A 23023-nucleotide genomic window follows, 5' to 3' on the forward strand; every position below is an offset into this window, starting at 1 on the left:
CCGGCGGAGCAGGTCCGGTCGGGTTTCGCGATGACCCATTCCATAGAAGAATTGGACGAACACCCCAGACGTGCAGGCCACGCCACCATTGCAGCGATCGGGGCCAGCGTGTCGTCCAGCGATACCAGGTCGAGTACGCACCCCTTCGGCACTACGAGCGCTGAAGGTGCGGCGGAGCGTGACGACGCACTGACTGCTGCCGTCCTCAAAGCCGTCGAGGTGACCGGGGCCCATGCGGGGAGTGTGTTCCTGATCTCGCGCAACCGTCACACGCTGGTACTCGCCGCAACGGCCGGGATGCCGCCTTCCCTGCTCGGCGGCTGGCGGCGGATTCCTGTGAACAGTCCCATCCCCGTGGCGGAGGCGTTCCGCTCCAGGCGGACGGTCCATCTGGTCGACGCCGATGAGACCATGCGGCGATTTCCTCAGCTCGCAGTGGCATTGCCCTACCCTTTCGGCTCCGCCTCCGTACCGGTCACGGCGGGGCAGGAGACCTTTGGGTCCATGGCTGTGGTGTGGGCAGCCAGGGCCAGCGGGAAAGGGCTGTCCAAGTCGCAGCGACGGCAGTTGCGCACCGCGGCCGGCCGCCTCGGCGTATCGCTCGCCGAGCTGACCGCGCGCGGCACCGACGTCGGGTGCGACATGGAGACCGTTCCGGTGGAGGTCCCGGTACCTTCCGCCTCGGCGGTACGGGTAGGCCTGTTCGACTGGAACCTCGACACCGGGGCCCTCGAAGCCGATGCCACATTGTGTGCGATCTTCGGCCTCGCCCCGGACGAGTACGACGGACGAGCGGCCACGCTGGCGGCCCAGGTGCACCTCTCGGACCGTCCCGGTTTCCGGGCTGTCGCCCGTACCGCGGTCGAGGAGGGCCGCGTCCTCGCCCAGGACATGCGCGTGCCGGAGAAGGGCGGCGGTCACCGCACCATCGAGCTGTGGGGCCGGGTACCCGAGACCGCCGCCGGCCGGGAGGCGCGGCCCCATCTGGTGGGCGGGGTCCTTGACCTCGGGGCCGGTATGGCCGCCGTCGCGGCGATCGAACGTCTCACGGACGGCTTCTTCTCGCTCGACCGAGAGGGTCGTGTGACCTACGCCAACCACACTCTGGTGCGGCTGCTGCGCGTACGCAGGCAGGATCTGGTGGGCCGACGCCCCTGGGACGTCCTGCCGTGGCTGGCCGATCCCGCCTACGAAGACTGTTTCCGGGCCGCCAGGGTCTCCCAGCAGCCCGTCTCCTTCCTGGCCCAATCCCCCGACCAGTGGCTTGTGTTCTCTCTGCGCCCGGATGCGCAGGGCATGACCGGCTGGGCAGCACCGGCCGGACAACCGGTCCCGGCCGGGGCCGAGCCCGGAGCACCCCCCGCGGAGCCAGGAGGGGCCGCCCCGTCCTCGTCGCGGCCCGCCCCGACGCGCCTGGGCGCCATCTATCGCGTCCTTCAGATGAGCAGCGCCCTGACCGAGGCGGTCACCGCGCGTGAAGTGTGCGATGTCGTCGCCGACCAGCTCCTGCCCGCCGTCGGCGGTCATCGACTGGCGATATACGTGGTGCACGAGCGGCACTTGCGTCTGCTGTCGCAGCGTGGCTACCGCGAGACCTTTCTTGAGCAGTTCGAGGGCAGGTCGCTGCATCACGGCCACGGACCCCTGACCGTGGCGCTGACCTCCGGGGCCCCGCTGTTCATCGAATCGCGGGAAGAGTTCCTGCGGGCCTACCCCGGGCTCCACGCCGAGTCCAGCTCCTTTGTGTTCCTGCCCCTGATCGCCTGCAGCCGCCCCGTGGGTGCCTGCATGCTCGGCTTCGACGAGGTCCATCGGTTCTCCACCGAGGAACGAAGCCTCCTCACCGCGCTGAGCGGGCTGATCGCCCAGGCACTGGAACGTGCCAGGCTCTACGACGCCGAATTCACCCTCGCCCGGGGCCTGCAGAACGCGCTGCTTCCGCACCGACTGCCCACCCTGCCGGGCATCCGCGTCGCCGGCCGGTACCTGCCCGGTACCCGCGGGATGGACATCGGCGGGGACTGGTACGACGCGATCCCCACCGACCGCGGCGTCGTGCTGGTCGTCGGAGACGTCGAGGGCCACAACGTCGCCGCCGCAGCCACCATGGGCCAGCTGCGAAGCGCGGTACGGGCCTTCGCCTCCGCAGGCCACCGACCGAGCGATGTGATCGCCAGTACCAACCGGCTGCTCCTCGACCTCGACCCCGGACTCCTCGCCAGCTGCTGCTACGTCCTCCTCGACCCGGGTCCGGGAGTCGCGCGCGTGGTCCGCGCGGGCCACTGCCCGCCCCTGCTGCGCCGGCCCGACGGACACACCGAGATCCTGGAGCTGCCGGGCGGCCCGCTACTCGGAGTGGAGCGCGCCGCCGACTACCCGGAATCGGAGCTGAGTCTCCTGCCCGGCTCGGTTCTGGCCCTCTATACGGACGGACTGATCGAGTCACGCGAGGCCGACATCGGTGTGGGTTTGGACAGGCTGCGGACCTCGCTGGCCCATGCCGGTGTGGGTTCCCTGGAAGAACTGGCCGACGCACTCCTGCGGGACGCCCGCCAGTCCCCGAACCGGATGGACGACATCGCGCTGCTCCTCACCACGTACACCCACAGCTCGCGGCCCAAGCCCCCCGCCGGGTGAGCAGAAGCGGGCACAAGACCCCCCGCGGCCCCGTCCTCGTCATCAGAGCCGCCTGTTGGACCGCCTTTCCCGAGGGTGTCCGGCGCTGGGTGGCGTCATCTCCACGTCCTTGTTGATGGCCCGGGCCAGGATGATCCCGATGAAGATCAGCCCGACGCCGAACCAGGACGCCGCGGCGTCGAAGATCAGGGAGACGACGCCCACCGGGATGATCAGGCCCGTCAACGGGATCAGCAGATTGCGCACCGGCGGCGGGGGCTCACCGGTGCCGTTCCGGCTGCGGACGACCTGTGGGTACCACTCGGTGAAGCTCAGCGCGGTGACGATCGCCGCGATCTGGATGATCCACGAGGTCCAGAGGTTGTCCGCGTTGTGCAGAACAAGGTCGCCGAAGCCGCCCGCGACGGCCGCCACGAGGAAGGCCGCGCCCCAGACGCCGGTGATCACATAGTTGATGCGGAGGAACTCCCGCGACTTCCAGTACTCCGGGCTGACCCGTTCCCGTCCGTACTGCACCGTGAAGGGCACCCGTACGGCCATGGAGCCGAAGGCGATGACCACCAGCGCGAGGTTGGAGATCTCGCCCGCATACGTCTCCAGCCATGTGTGGGTTCCCGGCGAGGAGGCGGCCCCGACGGCGGCCAGTACGGCGAAGAAGACGACGTCCGACACCTCGAGGATCTTGAGCGAGGTGCCGCGGTAGAGCATGCGCGCCGCGATGAGGAGCGCCACCGACACCGCGAGGGCGAGGCCCACCGCCAGTTCGAAGCGGCCCGGTCCGACCAGGACCGAGAAGATGATCCACGGGGACATCCCGACGATCGGGCTCTCGAGCGCGGCGGCGAGACGGCCGCCGGGTGCCGTGCCTGCGACAGCTTTCATTGCGGGGGCCCCTTCGCCGGGCAGATCCTCCTGGTTTTCCAGGGTGCGGCCAGATCCCCCGCCGCGCTACAGGGGTTCAGATGTCGCGCGGGGCGTCGACGATCCGGGACAGCGCCACCGTCAGCGCGTTCTCGCGGGTGAAGACATCCACCGCGCCGGTGCGCCACCCGGATCACATCGCCGAAGGCCGCCCCGTTCGCGGTGTGGTCGGCGTGGTCGTGGCTGTGGACGAGGTGGGTCACCTTCCGGCCGGGGACGGGGCCCTGCGGGCGGCCCGCGAGCGGGAGGTTAGGGTTTCCTTACCCCGCCCCTCCCGGGTGCCGGGTCATAGATCAGGCTTATGGGTTCATAGGTGCAGGGCGGGTACCGCGGTGGGAGCGCCGTTGCCAGGGTGGCGTAGGAGAGTCGGCTCGCTCCGCACGCGCCGGGCCGTCTCACTCACCGGGTCACGCCCAGTGGACCTCGTTCGAAGGGAACATTCATGCCCCGCCCTCTGCGGATCGCGATCGTCGGTGCCGGCCCCGCCGGGATTTACGCCGCCGACGCACTGCTGAAGTCCGAGGCCGCCGTCGAGCCCGGCGTCTCCATCGACCTCTTCGAGCGGATGCCCGCGCCGTTCGGCCTGATCCGGTACGGCGTCGCGCCCGACCACCCGCGGATCAAGGGCATCGTCACCGCCCTGCACCAGGTCCTGGACAAGCCGCAGATACGTCTCTTCGGAAATGTCGACTACCCGAGCGACATCGGCCTGGACGATCTGCGCGAGTTCTACGACGCAGTGCTCTTCTCCACCGGCGCGGACGCGGACCGGGCCCTGGACATCCCCGGCATCGAGCTGGACGGTTCGTACGGAGCCGCCGACTTCGTGTCCTGGTACGACGGCCACCCGGACGTGCCGCGTACCTGGCCGCTCGACGCGGAGAAGGTGGCCGTACTCGGCGTCGGCAATGTCGCCCTGGATGTGGCCCGTATCCTCGCGAAGACCGCGGACGAGCTGCTGCCGACCGAGATCCCGCCGAATGTGTACGACGGCCTGGCCGCCAACAAGGCCCTCGAGGTGCATGTGTTCGGGCGGCGCGGCCCCGCGCAGGCCAAGTTCAGCCCGATGGAGCTGCGCGAGCTCGACCACTCCCCGAACATCGAGGTCATCGTCAACCCCGAGGACATCGACTACGACGACGGCAGCATCGCCACCCGCCGGGCCAACAAGCAGGCGGACATGGTCGCGAAGACGCTGGAGAACTGGGCGATCCGGGATGTCGGCGACCGGCCCCACAAGCTGTTCCTGCACTTCTTCGAGTCCCCGACCGAAGTCGTCGGCGAGGACGGCCGCGTGGTCGGGCTGCGTACGGAGCGCACCCAGCTGGACGGCACCGGCAATGTCACCGGCACGGGCGAGATGCACACCTGGGATGTGCAGTCGGTCTACCGGGCGGTGGGCTATCTGTCCGACGAACTGCCCAAGCTCCCCTTCGACTTCCTCACCGGCACGGTCCCGCACGAGGGCGGCCGGGTCATCGAGGGCGGCGAGCACATGCAGTCGACGTACGTCACGGGCTGGATCAAGCGCGGCCCGGTCGGCCTGATCGGCCACACCAAGGGCGACGCCAACGAGACGGTCGCCAACCTGCTGGACGACCACGGCAATGGCCGCCTGCACACGCCCGTCGCGCCCGGCAAGGACGCGGTCGTCAACTTCCTTGAGGGCAGGGGCGTTCGCTACACGACGTGGGAGGGCTGGCACCGCCTGGACGAGGCGGAGCGTGCGCTGGGTGCGGCGGAAGGGCGGGACCGGGTGAAGATCGTCGCCCGCGAGGGCATGCTGCGGGCGAGCGAGGCGTAGGCCACCGGGGCTCCGCCCCAGACCCCGCGCCTCAATCGCCGGCGAGGCTGGATTGCCCGGCCCGTTGTCGGGGCTCCGCCCCGAACCCCGCTCCTCAATCGCCGGAGGGGCTGAGTTTCACCCCGTCCGGCGGAAACTCAAGCCCGTCCGGCGATTGAGGACAACGCCCGAAGGGCGTACCGGGGCCCCGGTCACCGACTACGCGTCGCCCGGGACCACCAGCCCCGACTCGTACGCCACGATCACCAGTTGGGCGCGGTCCCGGGCCCCCAACTTGCCCATGATCCGGCTGACATGGGTCTTCGCGGTGAGCGGGCTCAGGCCGAGCCTCTCGGCGATCTCGGTGTTGTTCAGACCCCGGGCCACCAGCGCGAGGACCTGGCGTTCGCGCTCGGAGAGGCCGTCCGGGCCGCCGATGGTGGGCGGATCGGACGGGGCGCGCAGCACACGGGCGATCAGCCTGGACGTGGGGCCCGGGGAGAGCAGGGACTCCCCCGCCGCCACCGTCCTGATCGCGGCCAGGAGATCGGCCGGTTTGGTGTCCTTCACCAGGAAGCCGGACGCGCCCGCGCGCAGCGCCTCGACGATGTGGTCGTCGGTGTCGTACGTGGTGAGCACCAGGACCTTGACCCCGGCGAGGTCGTCGTCGGCGGCGATCAGGCGGGTCGCTTCGATGCCGTCGAGTTCGGGCATGCGGATGTCCATGACGACGAGGTCGGCGCGTTCGGTGCGGGCGAGTTGGACGGCCTCAGCGCCGGTGCCCGCCTGGCCGACGACCTCCATGTCGCGGGCGGACTCGACGAGCATCGCGAAGGCCGCGCGTACGAGCCTCTGGTCGTCGGCGAGCAGTACCCGAATGACGCTCATGCCAGGGCCTCCGATTGCTGGAGCGGCAGGGCCGCCGCGACCTCGAACCCGCCGCCGTCGCGCGGGCCGGCTGCCAGTGTCCCCCCGACGCTGCGGGCGCGCTCACGCATCCCGACAATGCCGTAGCCGGAGCCTTCGGTGGCGCCGGGGGCGGTGCCGTCGTCGGTGACGGTGACACGGAGGTGGCCGTCGGCGGCCGCGACCACGACGCGGATGCGGACACCGGGGCCACCGTGGCGTACGGCATTGGTCAGCGATTCCTGCACGATGCGGTAGGCGGCGGCCTCGACGGCGGGCGCGATGCGCGTCCGGCCCGTACGCACCTCCAGGTCCGCCCTTGCCGCCCGTACGAGACCGGGCAGCGCGGACAGATCGGGCAGAGGCCCAGCGGCGTCCGGGCCGTCCGAGCCGTCCGCCCTCAACACCTCCAGGGTGGTGCGGAGTTCACCACGCGCCGTGCGACAGGTGTCGGTGATGTCGTCGAGGGCCTTGGCAATGGCGGTACGGTCGAGCCGGTCGGGATCGACGGTCAGGACATGGGAGGCGACGGACGTCTGCACGCCGATGAGCGTGATGGAGTGGGCGAGGAGATCGTGCAGATCGCGGGCGATGCGCAGGCGTTCCTCGGCGACGCGGCGGGCGGCCTCCTCCTCGCGGGTGCGTTCGGCGCGTTCGGCGCGGCCGACGACGGAGGCGATGTAGCGGCGGTAGGTGCGCACGTCCACTCCGAAGATGAGCACGGCGAGGATCCAGCCGGAGGTGCGCAGTGTCTCCAGGCCCTGGTGGGAGTCGACTTGGAACATCACGGTCACCGCGGCGCCGATGACGCCGATGCCGATGAGGAGGGTGTGCAGGGGGCGGGCGGTGGCGGCGACGGTGTAGAGGGCGAGCAGCGAGCCGGGGACGGGCGCGATGTGGGTGTTGTCGGCGGCGTGGTACGGGACGATGCACACGAGTACGGCGAGCAGGACGGCCATGGGCCGGCTGCGCCGCCAGGCGAGGGCCACGACGCTGCCGGCCAGGAGCACCCACCCGAGCGCGTCGGGCCGGCGCCCTGACTGGACGGTGAGCGCGAGCACGAGCGCGAGCACGCCCACGGCGGCTGCGAGGACGGCGTCGTTGCGCGCGCGGTGCGGCGAGGTGAGGGGATCCCGGCTTACGGCGGTGAGGACGCGCTCCCCGAGCCGGGGGCGGGCGGCTGTCTGTGGCTGCTGCACGGGCCCATCCTCCGGTAGACGTGCTGGGGCTCCGCCCCGGACCCCGCGCCTCAAACGCCGGCGGGGCTGAATATAGGCCCGTACGGCGATTGAGGACACGCCCCAAGGGCGTACGGGGTCTGGGGCGGAGCCCCCCACCGCAGGCGACCGGCGCCGCGGCCGCACTCACCGCTCAGGCCCGGGCCGCCGGTTCTCGGGGGCGTGGGGCGTCCGGCGTCGCAAGGGCGAGGCGTCGGCGCGACAGTCGGCCCGGCCACCAGACCCCGCGGCCCAGTAGCAGGCTCGCCGACGTCACCAAGTACGTGCGGACCAGGAACGTGTCCAGCAGGACGCCGACCGCGACCACGAAGCCCATCTCGACCATCGTCACCAGCGGCAGGTTCATCAGCACCGAGAACGTCGCCGCCAGCACGATGCCCGCCGAGGCGATGACGCCGCCCGTCGTGCGCAGCGCCGTCAGTGCCGCGGCCGCCGGCTCCGCGCCGGAGAGGGACTCCTCACGCATCCGGTGCATCAGGAAGATGCCGTAGTCGACACCGAGCGCCACCAGGAACACGAACGACAGCAGTGGCAGCCCGGGGTCGACGCCCGAGAAGCCGAAGACCGGTCCGAAGACCAGCCCGCCAAGGCCCGTCGCCGCGCCCCACACAGCGACCACCGCGACCACGAGGATCAGCGGCGCGACGATGCTGCGCAGCAGGGCGATGAGGATCAGCAGGACCGCGGCGAGGACCAGAGGAATGACGATCAGCCGGTCCCGCGCGTTGGTGTCGTCCAGGTCGAGTTGCTGGGCGCTCGGACCGCCGACGTACGAACCGTCCAGGCCCGCGCGCAGCGCCTTGATCGTCGCGGTCTCGCCGGCCGTCTCCGGTGCGTCCGTCGCGAAGACGGCGAGCTCGGTCCAGCCGTCCGCGCCGCGCCCCCGTGTCACGGCGGCCACGCCCTCCGTCGTACGGGCCTTCGCCAGCGCCTCGTCCGCGCCGGACGTGGGTGCGATCACGCTGATCGGCTGGCTGCTGCGGTCCGGATACGCATCCGCCAGCGCCCGCATCGCGGACACCGACTCGGGTCGGTCGGTGAAGCTGTCCTCCTGCTTGAGCGTGCCCGGCAGACCGAACGCGCCGAGTGCCAGCGCCCCGAGCAGCACCGCCCCCGAGGCAAGCACGGCGACCGGCCTGCGCCCCGCGGAGCTGCCCATCGCGGCGAAGAGCGAGCGGCGCTGCTTCGGCTCGCTCCCGTACGCCGGCACTAGCGGCCAGAACACCTGGCGGCCGAGCAGCACAAGTACCGCCGGAAGCAGTGTCAGCATCGCCGCCAGCGCACACACCACGCCCACCGCGCCGACCGGACCGAGCCCGCGCGCGCTGTTGAGGTCGGCGGCCAGCAGGCACAGCAGCCCGGCGGCGACAGTCCCGGACGAGGCGAGGACGGCGGGCCCGCAGCCGCGCAGAGCGGCGCGCATCGCGTCGTACGGCTGCGGGGCGCGGCGCAGCTCCTCGCGGTACCGGGCGACGAGCAGCAGCGCGTAGTCGGTGCCCGCGCCGAAGACGAGGACGGTCATGATCCCGGCGCTCTGGCTGGTGACCGTCAGGTCGAAGCCCTGGACGAGGCCGTAGATCACGGCCCTGGTGGTGAGCGCGGCGACGCCGACGACGAGCAGCGGGACCAGCCACAGGAACGGGCTGCGGTAGGTGAGGATCAGCAGGACCGCGACGACGAGCACGGTCGCGATCATCAGCGTGCCGTCGATGGAGTCGAAGACCTTGGTCATGTCGGTCTGCAGGGCACTGGGCCCGCCGACGTCGACGCTCAGCCCGTCGGCGCCGCTCACGGCCTCCCGTACGTCTTCGACGAAGGCGGTGCGCGCCTCCTCGTCGCCACCGGGCCCGGTGGTCGACACCGGGAACATCAGCGTCGTGCCGTCCTTGGACGGGACGCCGACGGGCCGCTGCCCGCCGGTGAGTTGATGAGTGGAGGCGATCTCGGCGACCTGCCGGTCCGCCGTGGCACGGTCGGCGGCCGTCAGCCCGCCGCCCCGGTGGTACACGAGGACGAGCTCGGTGGATTCGCCACCGGGCAGCTTCTGCTGGATCTTCGCGACCTGGGTGGAGTCCGCGTCCGCCGGCAGATAGTCCACGACGTTGTCGCGCTGTACGTCGCCGAGCTTGCCCGCGAACGGGCCGGCGAGCGCGATGACGGCGATCCAGAACGCCAGCACCGCCCACGGCACGGCACGACGACGTCTGTTCACGGGCCCCATGGATGTCTCCCCTTCGTCACTGGCGTCCGGTGTCGGACTCCGTGACCAGACTCCCGCCGGGAAGTGCGCGAATCCTCGCGCGGGCGGCCGAGATGGGGGCTACTGCGCAGGGTGGCCTCGGCCCGGTTCTACTCCCGCGGGAGTACCAGGCCAGGAGTACGGGCCGGAGGAGGGGCCGGGCGCAGGGGCCGGGCCCCCGAATCAGGCGAACTAGAAAGGCGTCCGCGCCGCCGCCAGCAGCCGCGCCGTGTCGTCCGCGCGCAGTTGCAGCGCCGCGCCGACCGTCGTCAGCACCTCACGCTCCGCCGGGCTGTACGGACCGTCCGCGAGGGCGATTCTCGCGCCCTGCAGCAGGATCGACTCCCGGCCCGCCGGGGCCAGATGCGGCGCGAGCGGCTCCAGCGCCTCATGCAGCTCGATGGCGAGCGCGGCTCCGTACGGCCCGCTGTCGGTGACGAAACGGCCGGTGTCCGCGGCGAGCGCCTCGATCAGGGCCGTCAGCTGGTCTTCCGTGCAGTCGTCGAGGCCGGCCGCGCGGACCGTGGCGACCGCGGTCTCCCGGACCGGACGGGAGGAGGTGCCGCCGGAGGCGAGGACGGCGAGCGCGACGGTGTGCACGGCATCCCGCAGCATCGCGGAGAAACGGCTGGTGGTGGGGTGGTCGAGGGCGTCCATGCCGAAGTGGCTGTGGCAGGCCGCGCATTCGACGACCGGACCGGCCGCGCCGCGTGGCAGCAGCGGCACGCCGAGGAAGGTGAAGCGCCGGCGACCGGTGCGGCGACGGTAGTTGCGGTCGCCTCCGCAGTCGGAGCAGAAGAACTCTCCGTCGCCGACAGTGTTCCAAGAGGTATGAACGCCGCAGACCAGCATTTTTCGGCCGATTGGTCCTCGGGCTGGCTGCACGTCGCACCTCCGTAATGCTCCGGCAACATTGCCGCGTTGACGTGATGTTAGCCACATCCGTGATGCCACGTCAGCACCCGGGAGGCAGTCCGCCAGGACATGGCCGATTCCTCGCCCCGCGGACCCGCTCCGAAGACGGCATGACCGCGCCCCCGGCCGCTCCCGAGGGAGCGGCCGGGGGCGCGGTGAAGATGCCCGGTGAAGCGGACTAGCGGGCCGCGCGGTTGACGGCCGAGACGACCGCCTTCAGCGAAGCACGGGTGGTGTTGGCGTCGATGCCGATGCCCCACAGCACCTTGCCGTCGATCGCGCACTCGATGTAGGAGGCGGCCTGCGCGGACGCGCCCTCGCTCATCGTGTGCTCCTGGTAGTCCAGCAGCCGCGCGTCGACGCCCACCGCGTTCAGCGCCTCGAAGAACGCCGAGATCGGACCGTTGCCGGAGCCGGTCAGCACTGTCTCGGCGCCGTCCACGACCGCCTCGACGGTCAGCGTGTCGATGCCGTCCTTGTCGGTGGTGGTCTGGCCGGAACGCAGCTGGATACGTCCCCACGCGTTGTCCGGGTTGGGCAGGTACTCGTCCTGGAAGACCGACCAGATCGCCTTCGGCGTGACCTCGCCGCCCTCACTGTCCGTCTTCGCCTGGATGATCTTCGAGAACTCGATCTGCATCCGGCGCGGCAGGTCCAGCTTGTGGTCGTTCTTCAGGACGTATGCGATACCGCCCTTGCCGGACTGCGAGTTGACCCGGATGACCGCCTCGTAGGAGCGGCCGACGTCCTTCGGGTCGATCGGCAGGTACGGGACGGCCCACTCGATCTCGTCGACGGTCTTGCCCTGGGCGGCCGCGTCGGCCTCCATGGCGTCGAAGCCCTTCTTGATGGCGTCCTGGTGGGAGCCGGAGAAGGAGGTGTAGACCAGATCGCCCGCGTAGGGGTGGCGCGGGTGGATCTCCATCTGGTTGCAGTACTCGCTCGTCCGACGGATCTCGTCGATCTGCGAGAAGTCGATCTGCGGGTCGACGCCCTGGCTGAACAGGTTCATGCCCAGCGTCACCAGGTCGACGTTGCCGGTGCGCTCGCCCTGGCCGAACAGGCAGCCCTCGATACGGTCCGCACCAGCCATGATCGCCAGCTCGGCGGCGGCGACGGCGGTGCCGCGGTCGTTGTGCGGGTGCACGGACAGACACACGTACTCGCGGCGGGTCAGATTGCGCGACATCCACTCGAAGCGGTCGGCGTGCGTGGACGGGGTCGAGCGCTCCACCGTGGCAGGCAGGTTGAGGATGATCTCGCGGCCGGCCTCGGGCTGCCAGACGTCACAGACGGCCTCACAGACCTCCAGCGCGAAGTCCAGCTCGGTGTCGGTGAAGATCTCCGGGCTGTACTGGTAGCCGAAGAGCGTCTCCGGGCCCAGGATCTTCTCGGCGTACTCCATCACCAGCCGCGTACCGTCCACGGCGATCTGCTTGATGTCGTCCTTCGAGCCGCGGAAGACGACCCGGCGGAAGGTGGGCGCCGTCGCGTTGTACAGGTGCACCGTCGCGCGGTGGGCGCCGACGATTGACTCGACGGTGCGCTCGATCAGGTCCTCGCGCGCCTGGGTCAGGACGGAGATCGTCACGTCCTCGGGGATCGCGCCCTCTTCGATGATGGAGCGTACGAAGTTGAAGTCGGTCTCGCCGGAGGAGGGGAAGCCGACCTCGATCTCCTTGTAGCCCATGCGTACCAGCAGGTCGAACATCTCGCGCTTGCGGGCGGGCGACATCGGGTCGATCAGGGCCTGGTTGCCGTCGCGCAGATCGGTGGACAGCCAGCGGGGCGCGGCGGTGATCCGGTTGTTCGGCCAGGTGCGGTCGGGGATGTCCACGGCCTCGTACTTGCCGTACTTGTGGATCGGCATCCCGGACGGCTTCTGCGCGTGGGTCGCGGTCGTGACGGGCGTGGGGCGACCGACGGAAGTGTCAGACATTGCGTAGGGCTCCTCGGGGTCCAGCAAGTAGGACGGCCGACTGAGTCGAAGCAGCACCAGATCCCGCGGGGAGGGGGTCGGCCTACGACTACAGGCCCTCGCCGCGGCAGCTAAGAAGAAGCAGCCCGAAACGCATGATGGGAAGCAGCCTAGCCGAGCATCGCGGAGGACGGAGGTGCCGTATCAGTATGCGGGACACTATTCCGGTTACGGCCAAACAGTGCCGTATCACACTGAGGCAGCCGTCAGACCCCGTATCACTCCATTTCACTAATCATGGTGGCAACTAGTGACAGCACCATGACTCAGTGCCACAGTCCCCCGCATGGACGCCAACGCCCGCCGGGTCAACCCGGTCTTTTGCACCATCGTGCCGCCTCATGTCCTCGACAAAATGGCCCGCGCCGAGGACCCCACGATCGCCGAGCCCGCCGCCCGCACCCTTGAGCACGACGCCCTCCAGCGCACCCGCCGCCGGATCACCACCGTCCGCGGTCTCGCTCCGAGCACGGCCGGAGCCGTGTCGGACAAGCCCCATCGCACGATCTACGACGCCAAGCACGAGGAGATCGTGCCGGGCAAGAAGGTGCACTCCGAGAGCGACAAGCCCGCCAGGGACGCCACGGTGAACCGCGCCCACGCGGGCCTCGGCGCCACGTTCGGCCTGTATCTCAAGGCGTACGGCCGCCACTCCATCGACGGCTCCGGCCTGCCGCTGAACGCGACCGTCCACTACGGCGAGAACTATGACAACGCCTTCTGGGACGGCGAGCGGATGGTCTTCGGCGACGGGGACAGCGATCTGTTCCTGGACTTCACACTGCCCGTGGACGTGATCGGACACGAGCTCACCCACGGTGTCACGCAGTACACGGCGAATCTGGAGTACTTCAGCCAGTCCGGCGCGCTGAACGAGTCCATGTCGGACGTCTTCGGCTCGCTGATCAAGCAGTACTCCCTCGGCCAGAGTGCCGACCAGGCCGACTGGCTGATCGGCGCGGGCCTGCTGGGCCCCAATGTCACGGGCGTCGCGCTGCGCTCGATGAAGGAGCCGGGCACGGCGTACGACGACGACGTCCTCGGCAAGGACCCGCAGCCGGCGACGATGGAGGACTACGTCAAAACCGGTCGCGACAACGGCGGCGTGCACATCAACTCGGGGATCCCGAACCACGCCTTCTACCTGGTCGCCACCGCGCTGGGCGGCAATGCGTGGGAGCGGGCGGGCCAGATCTGGTACGACGTCCTGACCGGCGGCGAACTCTCCACGACCGCGCAGTTCACCGAGTTCGCCCGCCTCACGGTGGCCGCGGCCCGCTCGCGCTTCGGCGAGGGTGAGGAGCAGGAGGCGCTGCTGAAGGCGTGGTCCCAGGTCGGGGTGGGTACCAACTGAGCCGTTCGCGTACTAGACAGGACCCATGCGTATCCAGGTAAGACGCACAGGTGGCTTCGCCGGTATCGAGCGGTTCGCGGAGGTGGACACCTCGGGGCGGGCCGATGCGGGCACCTGGCACGCCCTGGCCGAGCAGGCGATGGCCGGCGGCCGGGGCACGCCGCCGGACGGAGTGCCGGACGGGTTCAGCTATCGGATCACGGTGGACGGGCGCAGCGTCTACTGCGCGGATCCCGGGCTGTCCGACGCGCAGCGGCAGCTGATCTCGCTGGTCCTCAAGGAAGGTTCGTGACCGGGGCGGAGGCGGGTGCGGCGGACGTGGCGGCGGGCGCGGCGGGGGACGTGGAGGCGAGCGCGGATGCCGAGGCCGCCTCCACACCGTCGCCCTGGCCGATCGCGAAGTCCCGGACGAGAGCCAGCAGGGTCTCGTCCGGGGTGCGCGGGCCAGTGAAGTAGCCCGCCCGCTCCAGCTGGGCGAGGCCGTGCATCTGGCACCACAGCTGCCAGGCACGCAGTGAGGCGTCGCCGTCCCGGAAGCGGCCCGCGGCGGTGCAGCGGCGGATGACACCGTGCGGGAAGCGGAGCATGAATGTGCCCATCTCCCGGTCCTCGTCGGCGAGTTCGAAGCCGGCCAGCTGGGATCCACCGAACATGACGGCGTACACATTCGGTTCGGCGCGGGCGAACTCCTGGTAGACGCGGCAGACGGCATACAGATCGGCGACCGGGTCGTCAGTGGGCCGCACGATGTCGGTACGCGCCATGAAGCGCTCGAACCCCTCGCGTATCACCTCGCGGACGAGTGCCGGCATCGAGCCGAAGTGGGTGTAGACCGCCATGGTCGAAGCGCCGACCGCCTTCACCAAGCGACGGGCACTGAGTGCAGCGGGTCCCTCGTCGGCGAGGACGCGGGCGGCCTCGTCGAGAAGCCGACGGCGAACGGAATCCTGGGGCGACACAGCAGCAGCGTACGTCGCTATGGACATAACGGGTGCCATGCAAAGCCGGCGCCCCAGGACAGTGGCCCGACGGTCAGAAACCCAGCTTCCGCAGCTGCTTCGGGTCCCGCTGCCAGTCCTTCGCCACCTTCACATGCAGGTCCAGGAAGACGGGCGTACCCAGGAGCGCCTCGATGTGCTTGCGCGACTTCGTGCCGACCTCCTTCAGGCGCTTGCCCTTCGGGCCGATGATGATGCCCTTCTGGCTCGGGCGCTCGATGTAGAGGTTCGCGTGGATGTCCAGCAGCGGCTTGTCCGCCGGCCGGTCCTCGCGCGGCAGCATCTCCTCCACCACCACCGCGATCGAGTGCGGCAGCTCGTCCCGTACGCCCTCCAGCGCGGCCTCACGGATCAGTTCCGCGACCATGACCTGCTCGGGCTCGTCCGTGAGGTCGCCCTCCGGGTAGAGCATCGGGCCCTCCGGGAGCAGCGGGATCAGCAGGTCGGCCACCAGCTGGACCTGCTTGCCGCCGACCGCCGAGACCGGGACGATCTCCGCCCACTCCATGCCCAGCTCCTTGCCGAGCTGGTCGATCGCGATCAGCTGCTCGGCGAGGGTCTTGGAGTCGACCAGGTCGGTCTTGGTGACGATCGCCACCTTCGGGGTCTTCTTGATGCCCGCGAGCTCCTTGGCGATGAAGCGGTCGCCGGGGCCGAGCTTCTGGTCGGCGGGCAGGCAGAAGCCGATCACGTCCACCTCGGCCCAGGTGGTGCGTACGACGTCGTTGAGACGCTCACCGAGCAGCGTGCGCGGCTTGTGCAGGCCCGGGGTGTCGACCAGGATCAGCTGGGCCTCGGGGCGGTGCACGATGCCGCGGACGGTGTGCCTGGTCGTCTGCGGCCGGTTGGAGGTGATCGCCACCTTCTGGCCGACCAGAGCGTTCGTGAGGGTGGACTTGCCCGCGTTGGGGCGGCCGACGAAGCAGGCGAAGCCGGCCCGGTGGGGGGCGTTGTTCTCTTGGGTACGAGCGCTCATGGCGCCCATTGTCCCTGATGTCACGAGCCCTCGGGTACGCGCGCCCTCACCCACCGCGCTCTGGCCCACACCGCGGCCGCCGACAGGCCCGCCGCCAGCATCACCGCGACCAGCCAGGGCAGGGCGAAGAAGGAGGTTCCGGCCGACTCGCGGACGTCCCGTGCGGTGGCTGTGAGTCTGACCTCGCCCCATTCGAGCTGGGGTGCTTCCGCCCAGCGTTCGGTGAGGCGGATCTTCTGGCGCGGCAGCAGCTCGGCGGGAATCTTCTTCAGATCGCGGTTGAGGAGATCGCGGCCGAAGAGGCCCTCCGCCTCGAGGGCGACCTTGGGGTTGAGCGTGACATTGCCGCGGTTGTAGAGGGTGTACGAGATGAGCGCACTGCTCTCGCCCGTGCCGGGCACCAGGGGCTGCTCGTGGGTGAGCGTGACGTTCTCGACGGAGAGCGCCGGGACGGTGGGGCCGTTCACCCGCAGATAGATGCGCGCGCCGACCGCCTGCTGGATGCCGACGGCGAGCGAGCCCGTCGAGGGGTTGATGCGCTCATCGAGGGCAACCAGGGCGCCGGGGTGGTCACCGGGTTCGGCGTCCTCGGGGAGGTTCACGGTGTACGGCACGGTGACGGAACTGTTCGCCGGGACGGTGACGCGGTCGCGCTCGGGCTCGGCCCAGGCGCCGATGCCGCGCTGCTTCTCCTTCTGGGTGCGTACGGCGAAGCCACCGTCCCGTTCGGTGTTGTACGCGTCCGCGGCGTACAGCCGGAACGTCAGTGGGGTGGCGGTCTTGTTGGTGACCGTGACCTCGTCGGTGAGGGTCGTGCCGGGGTCGGCCGAGAGATAGAAGTACGGGCGCCGGCCCAGTTCGGAGGAGGTGGGGTAGACGGACCAGTTGCCGTTGTCGGCGGCGTGGGCGGCCGGGATGCCGTACCCGCCGTACAGCAGCGCGACCAGGACGGGCAGCAGGATGACGTACAGCTTGCGCATGTGCGGAGCCCCCCAGGGACGTAGCGGTGCCGGGGAAGTTCGAGCGGGCCGACCGGGTGCGCGCCCGGCCCGTCCGTTTTCTTTTTTGAGGCTCGGTTCGCCTCCGGGGCGCCTTCAGCGTGTGTCGACGATCGATCGTGCTCGATCCCTCGTTCCTCGGGACCTCCGCGCGTTCTCCCTTTCGACGCCCGCGCGCCCCTTCGGCTCACTCGCCGGGACAACTGAGGTGAGCGTGAGGTTCAGCACTGCGGAGTACGCGCCCCTTCGGCCCACTCACCGGCACCACTGAAGTGAGCGTGAGGTTCAGCACTGCGGAGTACGCGCCCCTTCGGCCCACTCACCGGCACCACTGAAGTGAGCGTGAGGGTCAGCACTGCGGAGTACGCGCCCCTTCGGCCCACTCACCGGCACCACTCAGGTGAGCGTGAGGGTCAGCACTGCGGAGTACGCGCCGGGGGCGGTGTACGCCGGTACGTCCAGTGAGACCTTCGCGTCCACGGTGAACTCACCTCCGGTGAGCGTCCCGTTGGGCGTGGAGGCGAGGGTCGCGCCCGCGCTGCCGACCGGTCCCGCGGAGCCGGCCGCACAGGTGCTGGGACTGCCCTGCTTGGTGGTGCAGGCCGGCGTCCAGCCGAGTCTGCCGGCGTCGATCTTCCCGCCGGGCCCGGTGAAGTCGGTGACCTTGCCGGTCAGGGACCACCCCGCGGGGCCGCCGCGGAAGTCCTTGACCGTCACCTTCTTCAGATCGCCGGCGGCTGCCCCGCCCTTGCCGAAGTCGACCGCCGACATCTCGACGGTGTCACCGGCCTGGGACATGGACAAAGTGCCTGCGGCGACCGAGGTGTTGAGCTTCTGGCTGTTGCCGGGCAGAGGCGTGTCGTCGACGACGGTGTACGCCGCCGGGCCCGCGCCCTTCTCCGCCGACCAGGCACTGCCTTCGTACGCGACGATGCCGGTGGTCGCCTTGTCGCTGGCCGTGAGCCGCGCGGTGAAGCCGCCTGAGGCGTCGGCCTTGAGGGTCATTCTGTCGGCTGTCTCGGCCGCTCCGGCCCGTCCGACGACGGTGATGTCGGCGAGCGAAGTGAACTTGGCGCCGGTGACGGTGACCTGGTCGCCGGGTTTACCGGAGGCCGTGGCGAGCTGGATGGTGCGCTCGTTGGTCCCCGGAACGTCCGTCGCGACGACCGTCTGGGAGACGGGCGCGGGCGGATTGGTGACCGTGCACGGGGTGTCCAGCTCCATGATGTAGCTGGTGTGGATGTTGTAGTCGCCGGGCGAGAGGGTGATCGAGCCGGGCGCGGTGACCTTGAAGGTGCCGGTCATCGAGAACGGCGGGAATGCTCCCTTGCCGGGGACGGGCGGGTTCTTCTTGGGTCCGGTGACCGTGACGCTGCCGGCCTGGGCGCCGCCGAGGGCGACCTTGCCGCTGGGCGTCATGATGTCGGCCGGAAGGGCGAGGTCGACCGGGTTGCTGGCGGCCGGCTTGGTGACCGTGTACGTGACCGTGACTGTGTCGCCCACCTTGGGTGCGGCGTTGTCGACGGTGATCTCGGCGGTCGTGGTGCCGTCGATGGGCGGGATGCCGGCGATGGGCGGCGGTACGCAGTGGGTCGCGAAGTCCACCGGTGCGGAAGCGGCGGCCATCGCGTTCGCGGGCGCGGCGAGCGATGCCGCGCCCGCGACCAGGGCGAGGGACCCCAGTGCGGCGGTCCACCGTCGCCTGCGGCCAATGGATCTTCGGATGGCGGATCTTCGGGTGGCTGTAGCCATGATTGCCCCCTTCTGAGGAATGCTGGGGGCCATTGACAGGGGACGGCCGAAAGAAGTCAATGGAATCGAAATGCGTTGTCTGATGACCCATCAGATACTGTCAAGATCCGCGTTTGCGCAGGCCGGAAGTGGGAATCGGCGCCACCGGAAAAGGTGACGCCGATTTCTGTCACACCGGTGCTGTCATACCGTCCGGCTTCCCCGTCGGTACTCCCGTCCGGGAAGCTCCGGGGAATGCGGCCCGTGAGCGGCCCGACGGCTTCAGACCGCCCTGGTGGTCCTGCGCCTGCGGAACCGGTCGGCGAGAATCGCGGCTCCGACAGCCACATACAGCAGGCCGAGTGCTCCGGTCGCCAGATCCAGCCAGTCGGCCCCGCGGCCGAGCGCCAGATCCTCTGCCGCGGCTCCGCCCAGCCACAGCGAGACCGCCGCCAGCAGCACGCTCGCGACCGCCTGAGCAATCCGCGCCGCACGCTCGCGTCCGTAGCCCTTCAGCAACTCGCCCGCGGCGAAGCCGACCACCGCGAAGGGCCAGACGTCCATCGCGTCCACACCGCCCGCCATGGCTGCCTCGACGAGGCTGCCGGCCCCGATGGTGCCGGCACCCGCCAGGGCGACCCAGCCGAACACCCGCCGACGCCGTGCTCCCTTCGGAGCACCTCGGCGCATCAGCCTGCCGCCACCGCGGACTTGAGCGCTCCGTCGGGGCCGGCGAGCAGCACCGGGGTCTCCGGCCCGCCCAGGTCACGTACCGCGGCGCGGTCCGCGTCGGAGGCGGCGTCCGCCTCGGAGACGACGGCCGCGGCCTCGAGGGACTTCGCGCCGCTGGCGACGGCCATGGCGACGGCGGTCTGCAGCGCGCTGAGCTTCAGCGACTCCAGCGCCACGGTCCCCGCGACATACGTACGCCCGGTCTCGTCCCGTACGGCAGCACCCTCGGGCACACCGTTGCGGGCCCGGGCGCTGCGCGCCAGCGTGATGATCTTGCGGTCCTCGGGGTCGAGGTCGGTGCTCTGCGTCATATCGCGAGCATAGATCGGCCGCCCGGCACGGAGCCGGGCGGCCGGTCGGAGTGGCAGGGGCTCAGCCCTGGACGCCCTTGACGAACTTGTCGCCGACCCGCTTGACCAGATCCGCGAAGTCCTTCTGCGCCGTGGCGCCGCCCTCGTTCATGTACGCGACGCGGGTGGCACCGGTGCCCTGGTGCGCAACCAGCAGATCGGCCTTGATCACGATGCCGGGCGCGAACTCAATGGACATCTGGAAGGCGTGCGATGCCTCGCCGACCTTCGGAACGTCGAGCTTCTCGATCTTGACGGCGGTCTTCTCGCCCTCCATCTCGAAGGAGACGGTGGAACAGCTGCCCAGCGCCGTGCCGATGGCCTTGGTGAAGTCGGCGGAGCCCGCGCCGGCGAACGTGAGGACCTGCTGGCTCAGCTCGGTCTTGCCGTCTGCCTGCTTGAAGTCGACGTCTCCGCCCTTGGTGGCGCCCTTGACCTTGGCGCCCATCATGTCGGCGAGCGGCTGACACTCGGGCTTGTCGGCCTTCGGGGCCGGGGTGTTGTCGGCGGCGACCTTGCCGGCCTTCCAGCCGGTGGGAAGGTCCTTGACCTCAAGGGTCGCGGCCTTCATCTGCGCGGCGGTCAGCGGCGTGAGCGCCGGCGCCTGCTTGTCGTCGCCCTCCGCCTTGTCCTTGGACTGCTCCTGGCCGGCGGCCGGCTTCTTCTCGTCGGAGGAACCACCGCAGGCCGCCGCGGTGAAGCACAGCGCGGAGACGGTGAGAGCGGCGGCAACGCCGCGGCGCATACGGGTACGCATGAAAGTGGTACTCCCCTGAATCTGGCTCAAAAATGCTCATGGGGAGCTTCCCCCCTCCCCGGTAACGGGCAGAGGATACACATACGCTGAGGTCAGCCCGCCACCGGATACATCGAGCCGCGCCGGCCCTCCGGGCTCGCCAGCCACTCCAGCTTCGCGGCCGTATCCGCTTCCGGCAGCGGCGTATGCATCACGATCGCCAGATCCGGCCGGGCCGGCACCCGCAGCTGGGTCGACTCCACGAACAGCGCCCCGACCAGGGGGTGTTCCATCTCCTTGCGGACCTGCCCGCCGGGCGCGATATCTCGCCGCTCCCACAGCTCGGTGAAATCCTCGCTGGCAGCCTTCGCCTCCTCGACCACCGACTGGAAGCCCTCGTCGTCGGGGCGCTCGGAGCAGGCAGCCCGGAACTGCGCGACGACGTTGGGCGCGTTCTGCTCCCAACTCTTGGCACGCGAGCGGTAGATGGGGTCGGTGAAGAAGGCGATCAGACAGTTCTGAACGAGCCCGGGGCGCATGCCGAGGACCATCCCCGCCGCGTCGTTGTAGAGGACCGTGTTCCAGTACGCGTCCATGATGTGCGCGGGGAAGGGCATCCACGCGTCGATCAGCCGCCGCAGCCCGGCGCACATGTCGGCGTCGCCCGGATCCACCTCGGGCGCGGGCGGGTTGAGCCCGGCCAGTACGTACAGATGGCGGCGCTCGACGCTGCTCAGCCGCAGCACCCGGCCCACCGAGTCGAGGACCTGCGGCGAGACGGTGATGTCCCGCCCCTGCTCCAGCCACTGGTACCAGGAGACACCGACGCCCGCGAGGACCGCGACCTCCTCACGGCGAAGTCCTGGCGTACGACGGCGGGCCCCGCCGTCCGGCAGGCCCGCCTCGGCCGGACTGACCCTGGCGCGCCTGCTCATCAGGAACTCGCGCAGCTCGCCGAGGCGGTGCGCCTTCATCCCATCCTGCTCGGCCGTCGTGGCCACGTACTCCCCCTGGTCCGTCCGCCTGGCTGCCTGGTGGTGCGACCAACAGGATAAGTTCCCGCTCCCCACGGATATTCCTGGAGCCCGAAGGTGTTGCTCATGGCAATCGACACCTCCGCCCCCACCCTCGCGGCGACCGCGCCGCCGAAGCTCTCCGGCCGCGCCAAGCTGATCCTGCTCGTCCTGTGCGCCGCCCAGTTCATGGTCGCGCTCGACTTCTCCGTACTGAATGTGGCGCTGCCCGTCCTCGGCAAGGACCTGGGCATGAGCCAGTCCGCGCTGCAGTGGGCGGTCACCGCCTTCGCGCTGCCCTCCGGCGGCTTCCTGCTGCTCTTCGGCCGGACCGCCGATCTGTACGGGCGGCGCAAGTTGTTCCTCAGCGGTCTCGCCGTCTTCGGCGCCGCCTCACTGCTCGCGACCTTCGCCTGGGACCCGGCGTCCTTCCTGGCCGGCCGGGCCCTGCAGGGTCTGGGCGCGGCCGCCATCGTGCCGACCGGAATGTCGCTGCTCACCACCACGTTCCCGGAAGGCCCGCAGCGTGACCGGGCGCTGGGCATCAGCGGCACGCTGCTGTCCCTGGGCTTCACCATCGGCATGGTGCTGGGCGGCGTACTGACGGACACTCTGGGCTGGCGCTCCACGATGGGCCTGCTGGCCGTCGCCGCGCTGCTCGTCCTCCTGCTGGCGCCCGGTCTGCTGGCCGAGTCCCGGCACCCGGAGCGGCCGCGTCTTGACGTGCCCGGCGCGGTCACCGTCACCGGCGGGCTGCTCGCCGTGATCTACGCCCTGTCCACGGCGGCCGAGCGAGGCTTCGGCGGGGTCGATGTCCTGGTGACGCTGATCGCCGGAGTCGCGCTGCTGGTCGCCTTCGTGGTGGTCGAGTCCCGGTCCCCCGCCCCGCTGGTCTCGCTGCCGATGCTGAGGCGGCGGACGGTGGCCTGGGGGAATCTGGCCGGTCTGGTCACCTTCTCGATGATGAGCACGGTCGTCTTCGTCCTCACCCTCTACCTCCAGGAGGTGCTGGGGCTCTCCGCCTTCCGGACCGGTCTGGTCTTCGGCGTCCAGGGCGTGCTGTCGGCCTTCGCCGGTGCGTACGCCCCCAAGCTCATCGGCCGCATCGGTGCCCGTCGCACGCTGGTCGTCTCGCTGCTCGGCCAGGGCGTGTTCGTCGCCGGGCTGCTCGGCATCGGCACCGGATCGGGCGCTCTGCTGGCGACCGTCGCCGTCTCGCTGGCCAGCGTCTGCCATCTGGGCGCGATCATCTCGTACGGACTGACGGTGACGTCCGGGGTGCCGGACGAGGAGCAGGGCCTGGCGACGGGGCTGGTCACCACGACGCAGCAGGTGGGGATCACCATCGGCATCCCGCTGCTGGGAGTGCTGGCAACGACGCAGGGCTCGCTGTTCGACGGGGTCCGTACGGTGCTGGCGGTGGACGCGGCGGTTGTCGTGGGAGCGGCGGTCCTGGTGGGGCTGGGCCTGCGGAAGCGGAATATCAGCCCCTCCGGCGATTGAGGAGCGGGGTCCGGG

19 protein-coding genes are annotated in these 23023 nt (G+C 70.2%); 5 read left to right on the forward strand and 14 right to left on the reverse strand.

Going from position 1 to position 23023, the window contains the following annotated elements; all coding sequences use genetic code 11:
- The first annotated feature begins 108 nt into the window (after positions 1-108).
- A complete protein-coding gene (locus tag AB0D12_RS13565; RefSeq protein ID WP_362680819.1) occupies positions 109-2637 on the forward strand; it encodes a SpoIIE family protein phosphatase in 2529 nt (842 codons plus the stop codon).
- A gap of 42 nt (positions 2638-2679) precedes the next feature.
- Here AB0D12_RS13565 and AB0D12_RS13570 read toward each other — a convergent pair whose 3' ends face one another.
- Positions 2680-3519, reverse strand: coding sequence for a hypothetical protein (locus AB0D12_RS13570; protein ID WP_362680822.1), 840 nt, complete (start codon positions 3517-3519; stop codon positions 2680-2682).
- Positions 3520-4000: 481 nt separating this feature from the next.
- On the opposite strand from AB0D12_RS13570, the gene AB0D12_RS13575 reads away from it, so the two are divergent.
- Positions 4001-5362, forward strand: a complete 1362-nt coding sequence (locus tag AB0D12_RS13575) for an FAD-dependent oxidoreductase (protein WP_362680825.1) — start codon at positions 4001-4003, stop codon at positions 5360-5362.
- Positions 5363-5560: 198 nt separating this feature from the next.
- Here AB0D12_RS13575 and AB0D12_RS13580 read toward each other — a convergent pair whose 3' ends face one another.
- The 5 genes from AB0D12_RS13580 to leuA form a co-directional block, all read right to left on the reverse strand.
- Positions 5561-6229 carry a response regulator transcription factor gene (locus tag AB0D12_RS13580; protein WP_362680828.1) on the reverse strand — a complete coding sequence of 223 codons (669 nt, stop codon included), beginning with the start codon at positions 6227-6229 and terminating at the stop codon, positions 5561-5563.
- The gene (locus tag AB0D12_RS13585) at positions 6226-7446 is read right to left on the reverse strand and encodes a histidine kinase (protein ID WP_362680831.1); all 1221 of its coding nucleotides are present in this window, start codon (positions 7444-7446) and stop codon (positions 6226-6228) included. Before AB0D12_RS13585 ends, AB0D12_RS13580 begins: the two co-directional genes overlap by 4 nt.
- Before the next feature lie 172 nt (positions 7447-7618).
- On the reverse strand, positions 7619-9706 hold the full coding sequence (locus tag AB0D12_RS13590; RefSeq protein WP_362680834.1) for an MMPL family transporter: 2088 nt from the start codon (positions 9704-9706) through the stop codon (positions 7619-7621).
- Between the two features lie 210 nt (positions 9707-9916).
- The gene (locus tag AB0D12_RS13595; RefSeq protein ID WP_362680837.1) at positions 9917-10609 is read right to left on the reverse strand and encodes a TerB family tellurite resistance protein; all 693 of its coding nucleotides are present in this window, start codon (positions 10607-10609) and stop codon (positions 9917-9919) included.
- A 208-nt stretch (positions 10610-10817) separates the two neighbouring features.
- Positions 10818-12578: a 2-isopropylmalate synthase gene (leuA, locus tag AB0D12_RS13600; RefSeq protein WP_362680840.1), complete on the reverse strand. Its 1761-nt coding sequence runs from the start codon at positions 12576-12578 to the stop codon at positions 10818-10820.
- A 325-nt stretch (positions 12579-12903) separates the two neighbouring features.
- Here leuA and AB0D12_RS13605 point away from each other — a divergent pair, with 325 nt between their 5' ends.
- On the forward strand, positions 12904-13971 hold the full coding sequence (locus AB0D12_RS13605) for a M4 family metallopeptidase (RefSeq protein WP_362680843.1): 1068 nt from the start codon (positions 12904-12906) through the stop codon (positions 13969-13971).
- 25 nt (positions 13972-13996) lie between these two features.
- Entirely contained in the window at positions 13997-14263 is a 267-nt protein-coding gene (locus AB0D12_RS13610) for a protealysin inhibitor emfourin (RefSeq protein ID WP_362680846.1), read from the forward strand.
- Here AB0D12_RS13610 and AB0D12_RS13615 read toward each other — a convergent pair.
- The 8 genes from AB0D12_RS13615 to AB0D12_RS13650 form a co-directional block, all read right to left on the reverse strand.
- Entirely contained in the window at positions 14247-14930 is a 684-nt protein-coding gene (locus AB0D12_RS13615) for a TetR/AcrR family transcriptional regulator (RefSeq protein ID WP_362680848.1), read from the reverse strand. The genes AB0D12_RS13610 and AB0D12_RS13615 overlap by 17 nt on opposite strands.
- A gap of 73 nt (positions 14931-15003) precedes the next feature.
- Positions 15004-15945 carry a GTPase Era gene (era, locus tag AB0D12_RS13620; RefSeq protein WP_362680851.1) on the reverse strand — a complete coding sequence of 314 codons (942 nt, stop codon included), beginning with the start codon at positions 15943-15945 and terminating at the stop codon, positions 15004-15006.
- A gap of 20 nt (positions 15946-15965) precedes the next feature.
- Positions 15966-16925, reverse strand: coding sequence for a DUF916 domain-containing protein (locus AB0D12_RS13625; protein ID WP_362680854.1), 960 nt, complete (start codon positions 16923-16925; stop codon positions 15966-15968).
- A gap of 414 nt (positions 16926-17339) precedes the next feature.
- Positions 17340-18695, reverse strand: a complete 1356-nt coding sequence (locus tag AB0D12_RS13630) for a beta-xylosidase (protein WP_362680856.1) — start codon at positions 18693-18695, stop codon at positions 17340-17342.
- A 261-nt stretch (positions 18696-18956) separates the two neighbouring features.
- Positions 18957-19325 carry a hypothetical protein gene (locus AB0D12_RS13635; protein WP_362680859.1) on the reverse strand — a complete coding sequence of 123 codons (369 nt, stop codon included), beginning with the start codon at positions 19323-19325 and terminating at the stop codon, positions 18957-18959.
- Positions 19326-19363: 38 nt separating this feature from the next.
- A complete protein-coding gene (locus AB0D12_RS13640; RefSeq protein ID WP_362680862.1) occupies positions 19364-19717 on the reverse strand; it encodes a cytidine deaminase in 354 nt (117 codons plus the stop codon).
- A gap of 61 nt (positions 19718-19778) precedes the next feature.
- Positions 19779-20513 (reverse strand): hypothetical protein, encoded by a 735-nt coding sequence (locus AB0D12_RS13645; protein ID WP_362680865.1) that lies wholly within the window; start codon positions 20511-20513, stop codon positions 19779-19781.
- Between the two features lie 92 nt (positions 20514-20605).
- Positions 20606-21466 (reverse strand): helix-turn-helix transcriptional regulator, encoded by an 861-nt coding sequence (locus AB0D12_RS13650; protein ID WP_362681285.1) that lies wholly within the window; start codon positions 21464-21466, stop codon positions 20606-20608.
- Positions 21467-21592: 126 nt separating this feature from the next.
- Here AB0D12_RS13650 and AB0D12_RS13655 point away from each other — a divergent pair, with 126 nt between their 5' ends.
- Positions 21593-23008 (forward strand): MFS transporter, encoded by a 1416-nt coding sequence (locus AB0D12_RS13655; RefSeq protein WP_362680868.1) that lies wholly within the window; start codon positions 21593-21595, stop codon positions 23006-23008.
- Positions 23009-23023 lie beyond the last annotated feature (15 nt).

The sequence above is a fragment of the Streptomyces sp. NPDC048479 genome (assembly GCF_040651435.1).
In the GTDB taxonomy this organism is placed as follows: domain Bacteria; phylum Actinomycetota; class Actinomycetes; order Streptomycetales; family Streptomycetaceae; genus Streptomyces.

What these genes read in the sequence shown, in the direction of transcription:
- AB0D12_RS13570 (WP_362680822.1), bottom strand. Translation starts at nt 3,519, where the DNA reads ATGAAAGCTGTCGCAGGCACGGCACCCGGCGGCCGTCTCGCCGCCGCG.
- AB0D12_RS13575 (WP_362680825.1), top strand. Translation starts at nt 4,001, where the DNA reads ATGCCCCGCCCTCTGCGGATCGCGATCGTCGGTGCCGGCCCCGCCGGG.
- AB0D12_RS13580 (WP_362680828.1), bottom strand. Translation starts at nt 6,229, where the DNA reads ATGAGCGTCATTCGGGTACTGCTCGCCGACGACCAGAGGCTCGTACGC.
- AB0D12_RS13590 (WP_362680834.1), bottom strand. Translation starts at nt 9,706, where the DNA reads ATGGGGCCCGTGAACAGACGTCGTCGTGCCGTGCCGTGGGCGGTGCTG.
- leuA (WP_362680840.1), bottom strand. Translation starts at nt 12,578, where the DNA reads ATGTCTGACACTTCCGTCGGTCGCCCCACGCCCGTCACGACCGCGACC.
- AB0D12_RS13605 (WP_362680843.1), top strand. Translation starts at nt 12,904, where the DNA reads ATGGACGCCAACGCCCGCCGGGTCAACCCGGTCTTTTGCACCATCGTG.
- AB0D12_RS13610 (WP_362680846.1), top strand. Translation starts at nt 13,997, where the DNA reads ATGCGTATCCAGGTAAGACGCACAGGTGGCTTCGCCGGTATCGAGCGG.
- era (WP_362680851.1), bottom strand. Translation starts at nt 15,945, where the DNA reads ATGAGCGCTCGTACCCAAGAGAACAACGCCCCCCACCGGGCCGGCTTC.
- AB0D12_RS13625 (WP_362680854.1), bottom strand. Translation starts at nt 16,925, where the DNA reads ATGCGCAAGCTGTACGTCATCCTGCTGCCCGTCCTGGTCGCGCTGCTG.
- AB0D12_RS13630 (WP_362680856.1), bottom strand. Translation starts at nt 18,695, where the DNA reads ATGGCTACAGCCACCCGAAGATCCGCCATCCGAAGATCCATTGGCCGC.
- AB0D12_RS13640 (WP_362680862.1), bottom strand. Translation starts at nt 19,717, where the DNA reads ATGACGCAGAGCACCGACCTCGACCCCGAGGACCGCAAGATCATCACG.
- AB0D12_RS13645 (WP_362680865.1), bottom strand. Translation starts at nt 20,513, where the DNA reads ATGCGTACCCGTATGCGCCGCGGCGTTGCCGCCGCTCTCACCGTCTCC.
- AB0D12_RS13650 (WP_362681285.1), bottom strand. Translation starts at nt 21,466, where the DNA reads ATGAAGGCGCACCGCCTCGGCGAGCTGCGCGAGTTCCTGATGAGCAGG.
- AB0D12_RS13655 (WP_362680868.1), top strand. Translation starts at nt 21,593, where the DNA reads ATGGCAATCGACACCTCCGCCCCCACCCTCGCGGCGACCGCGCCGCCG.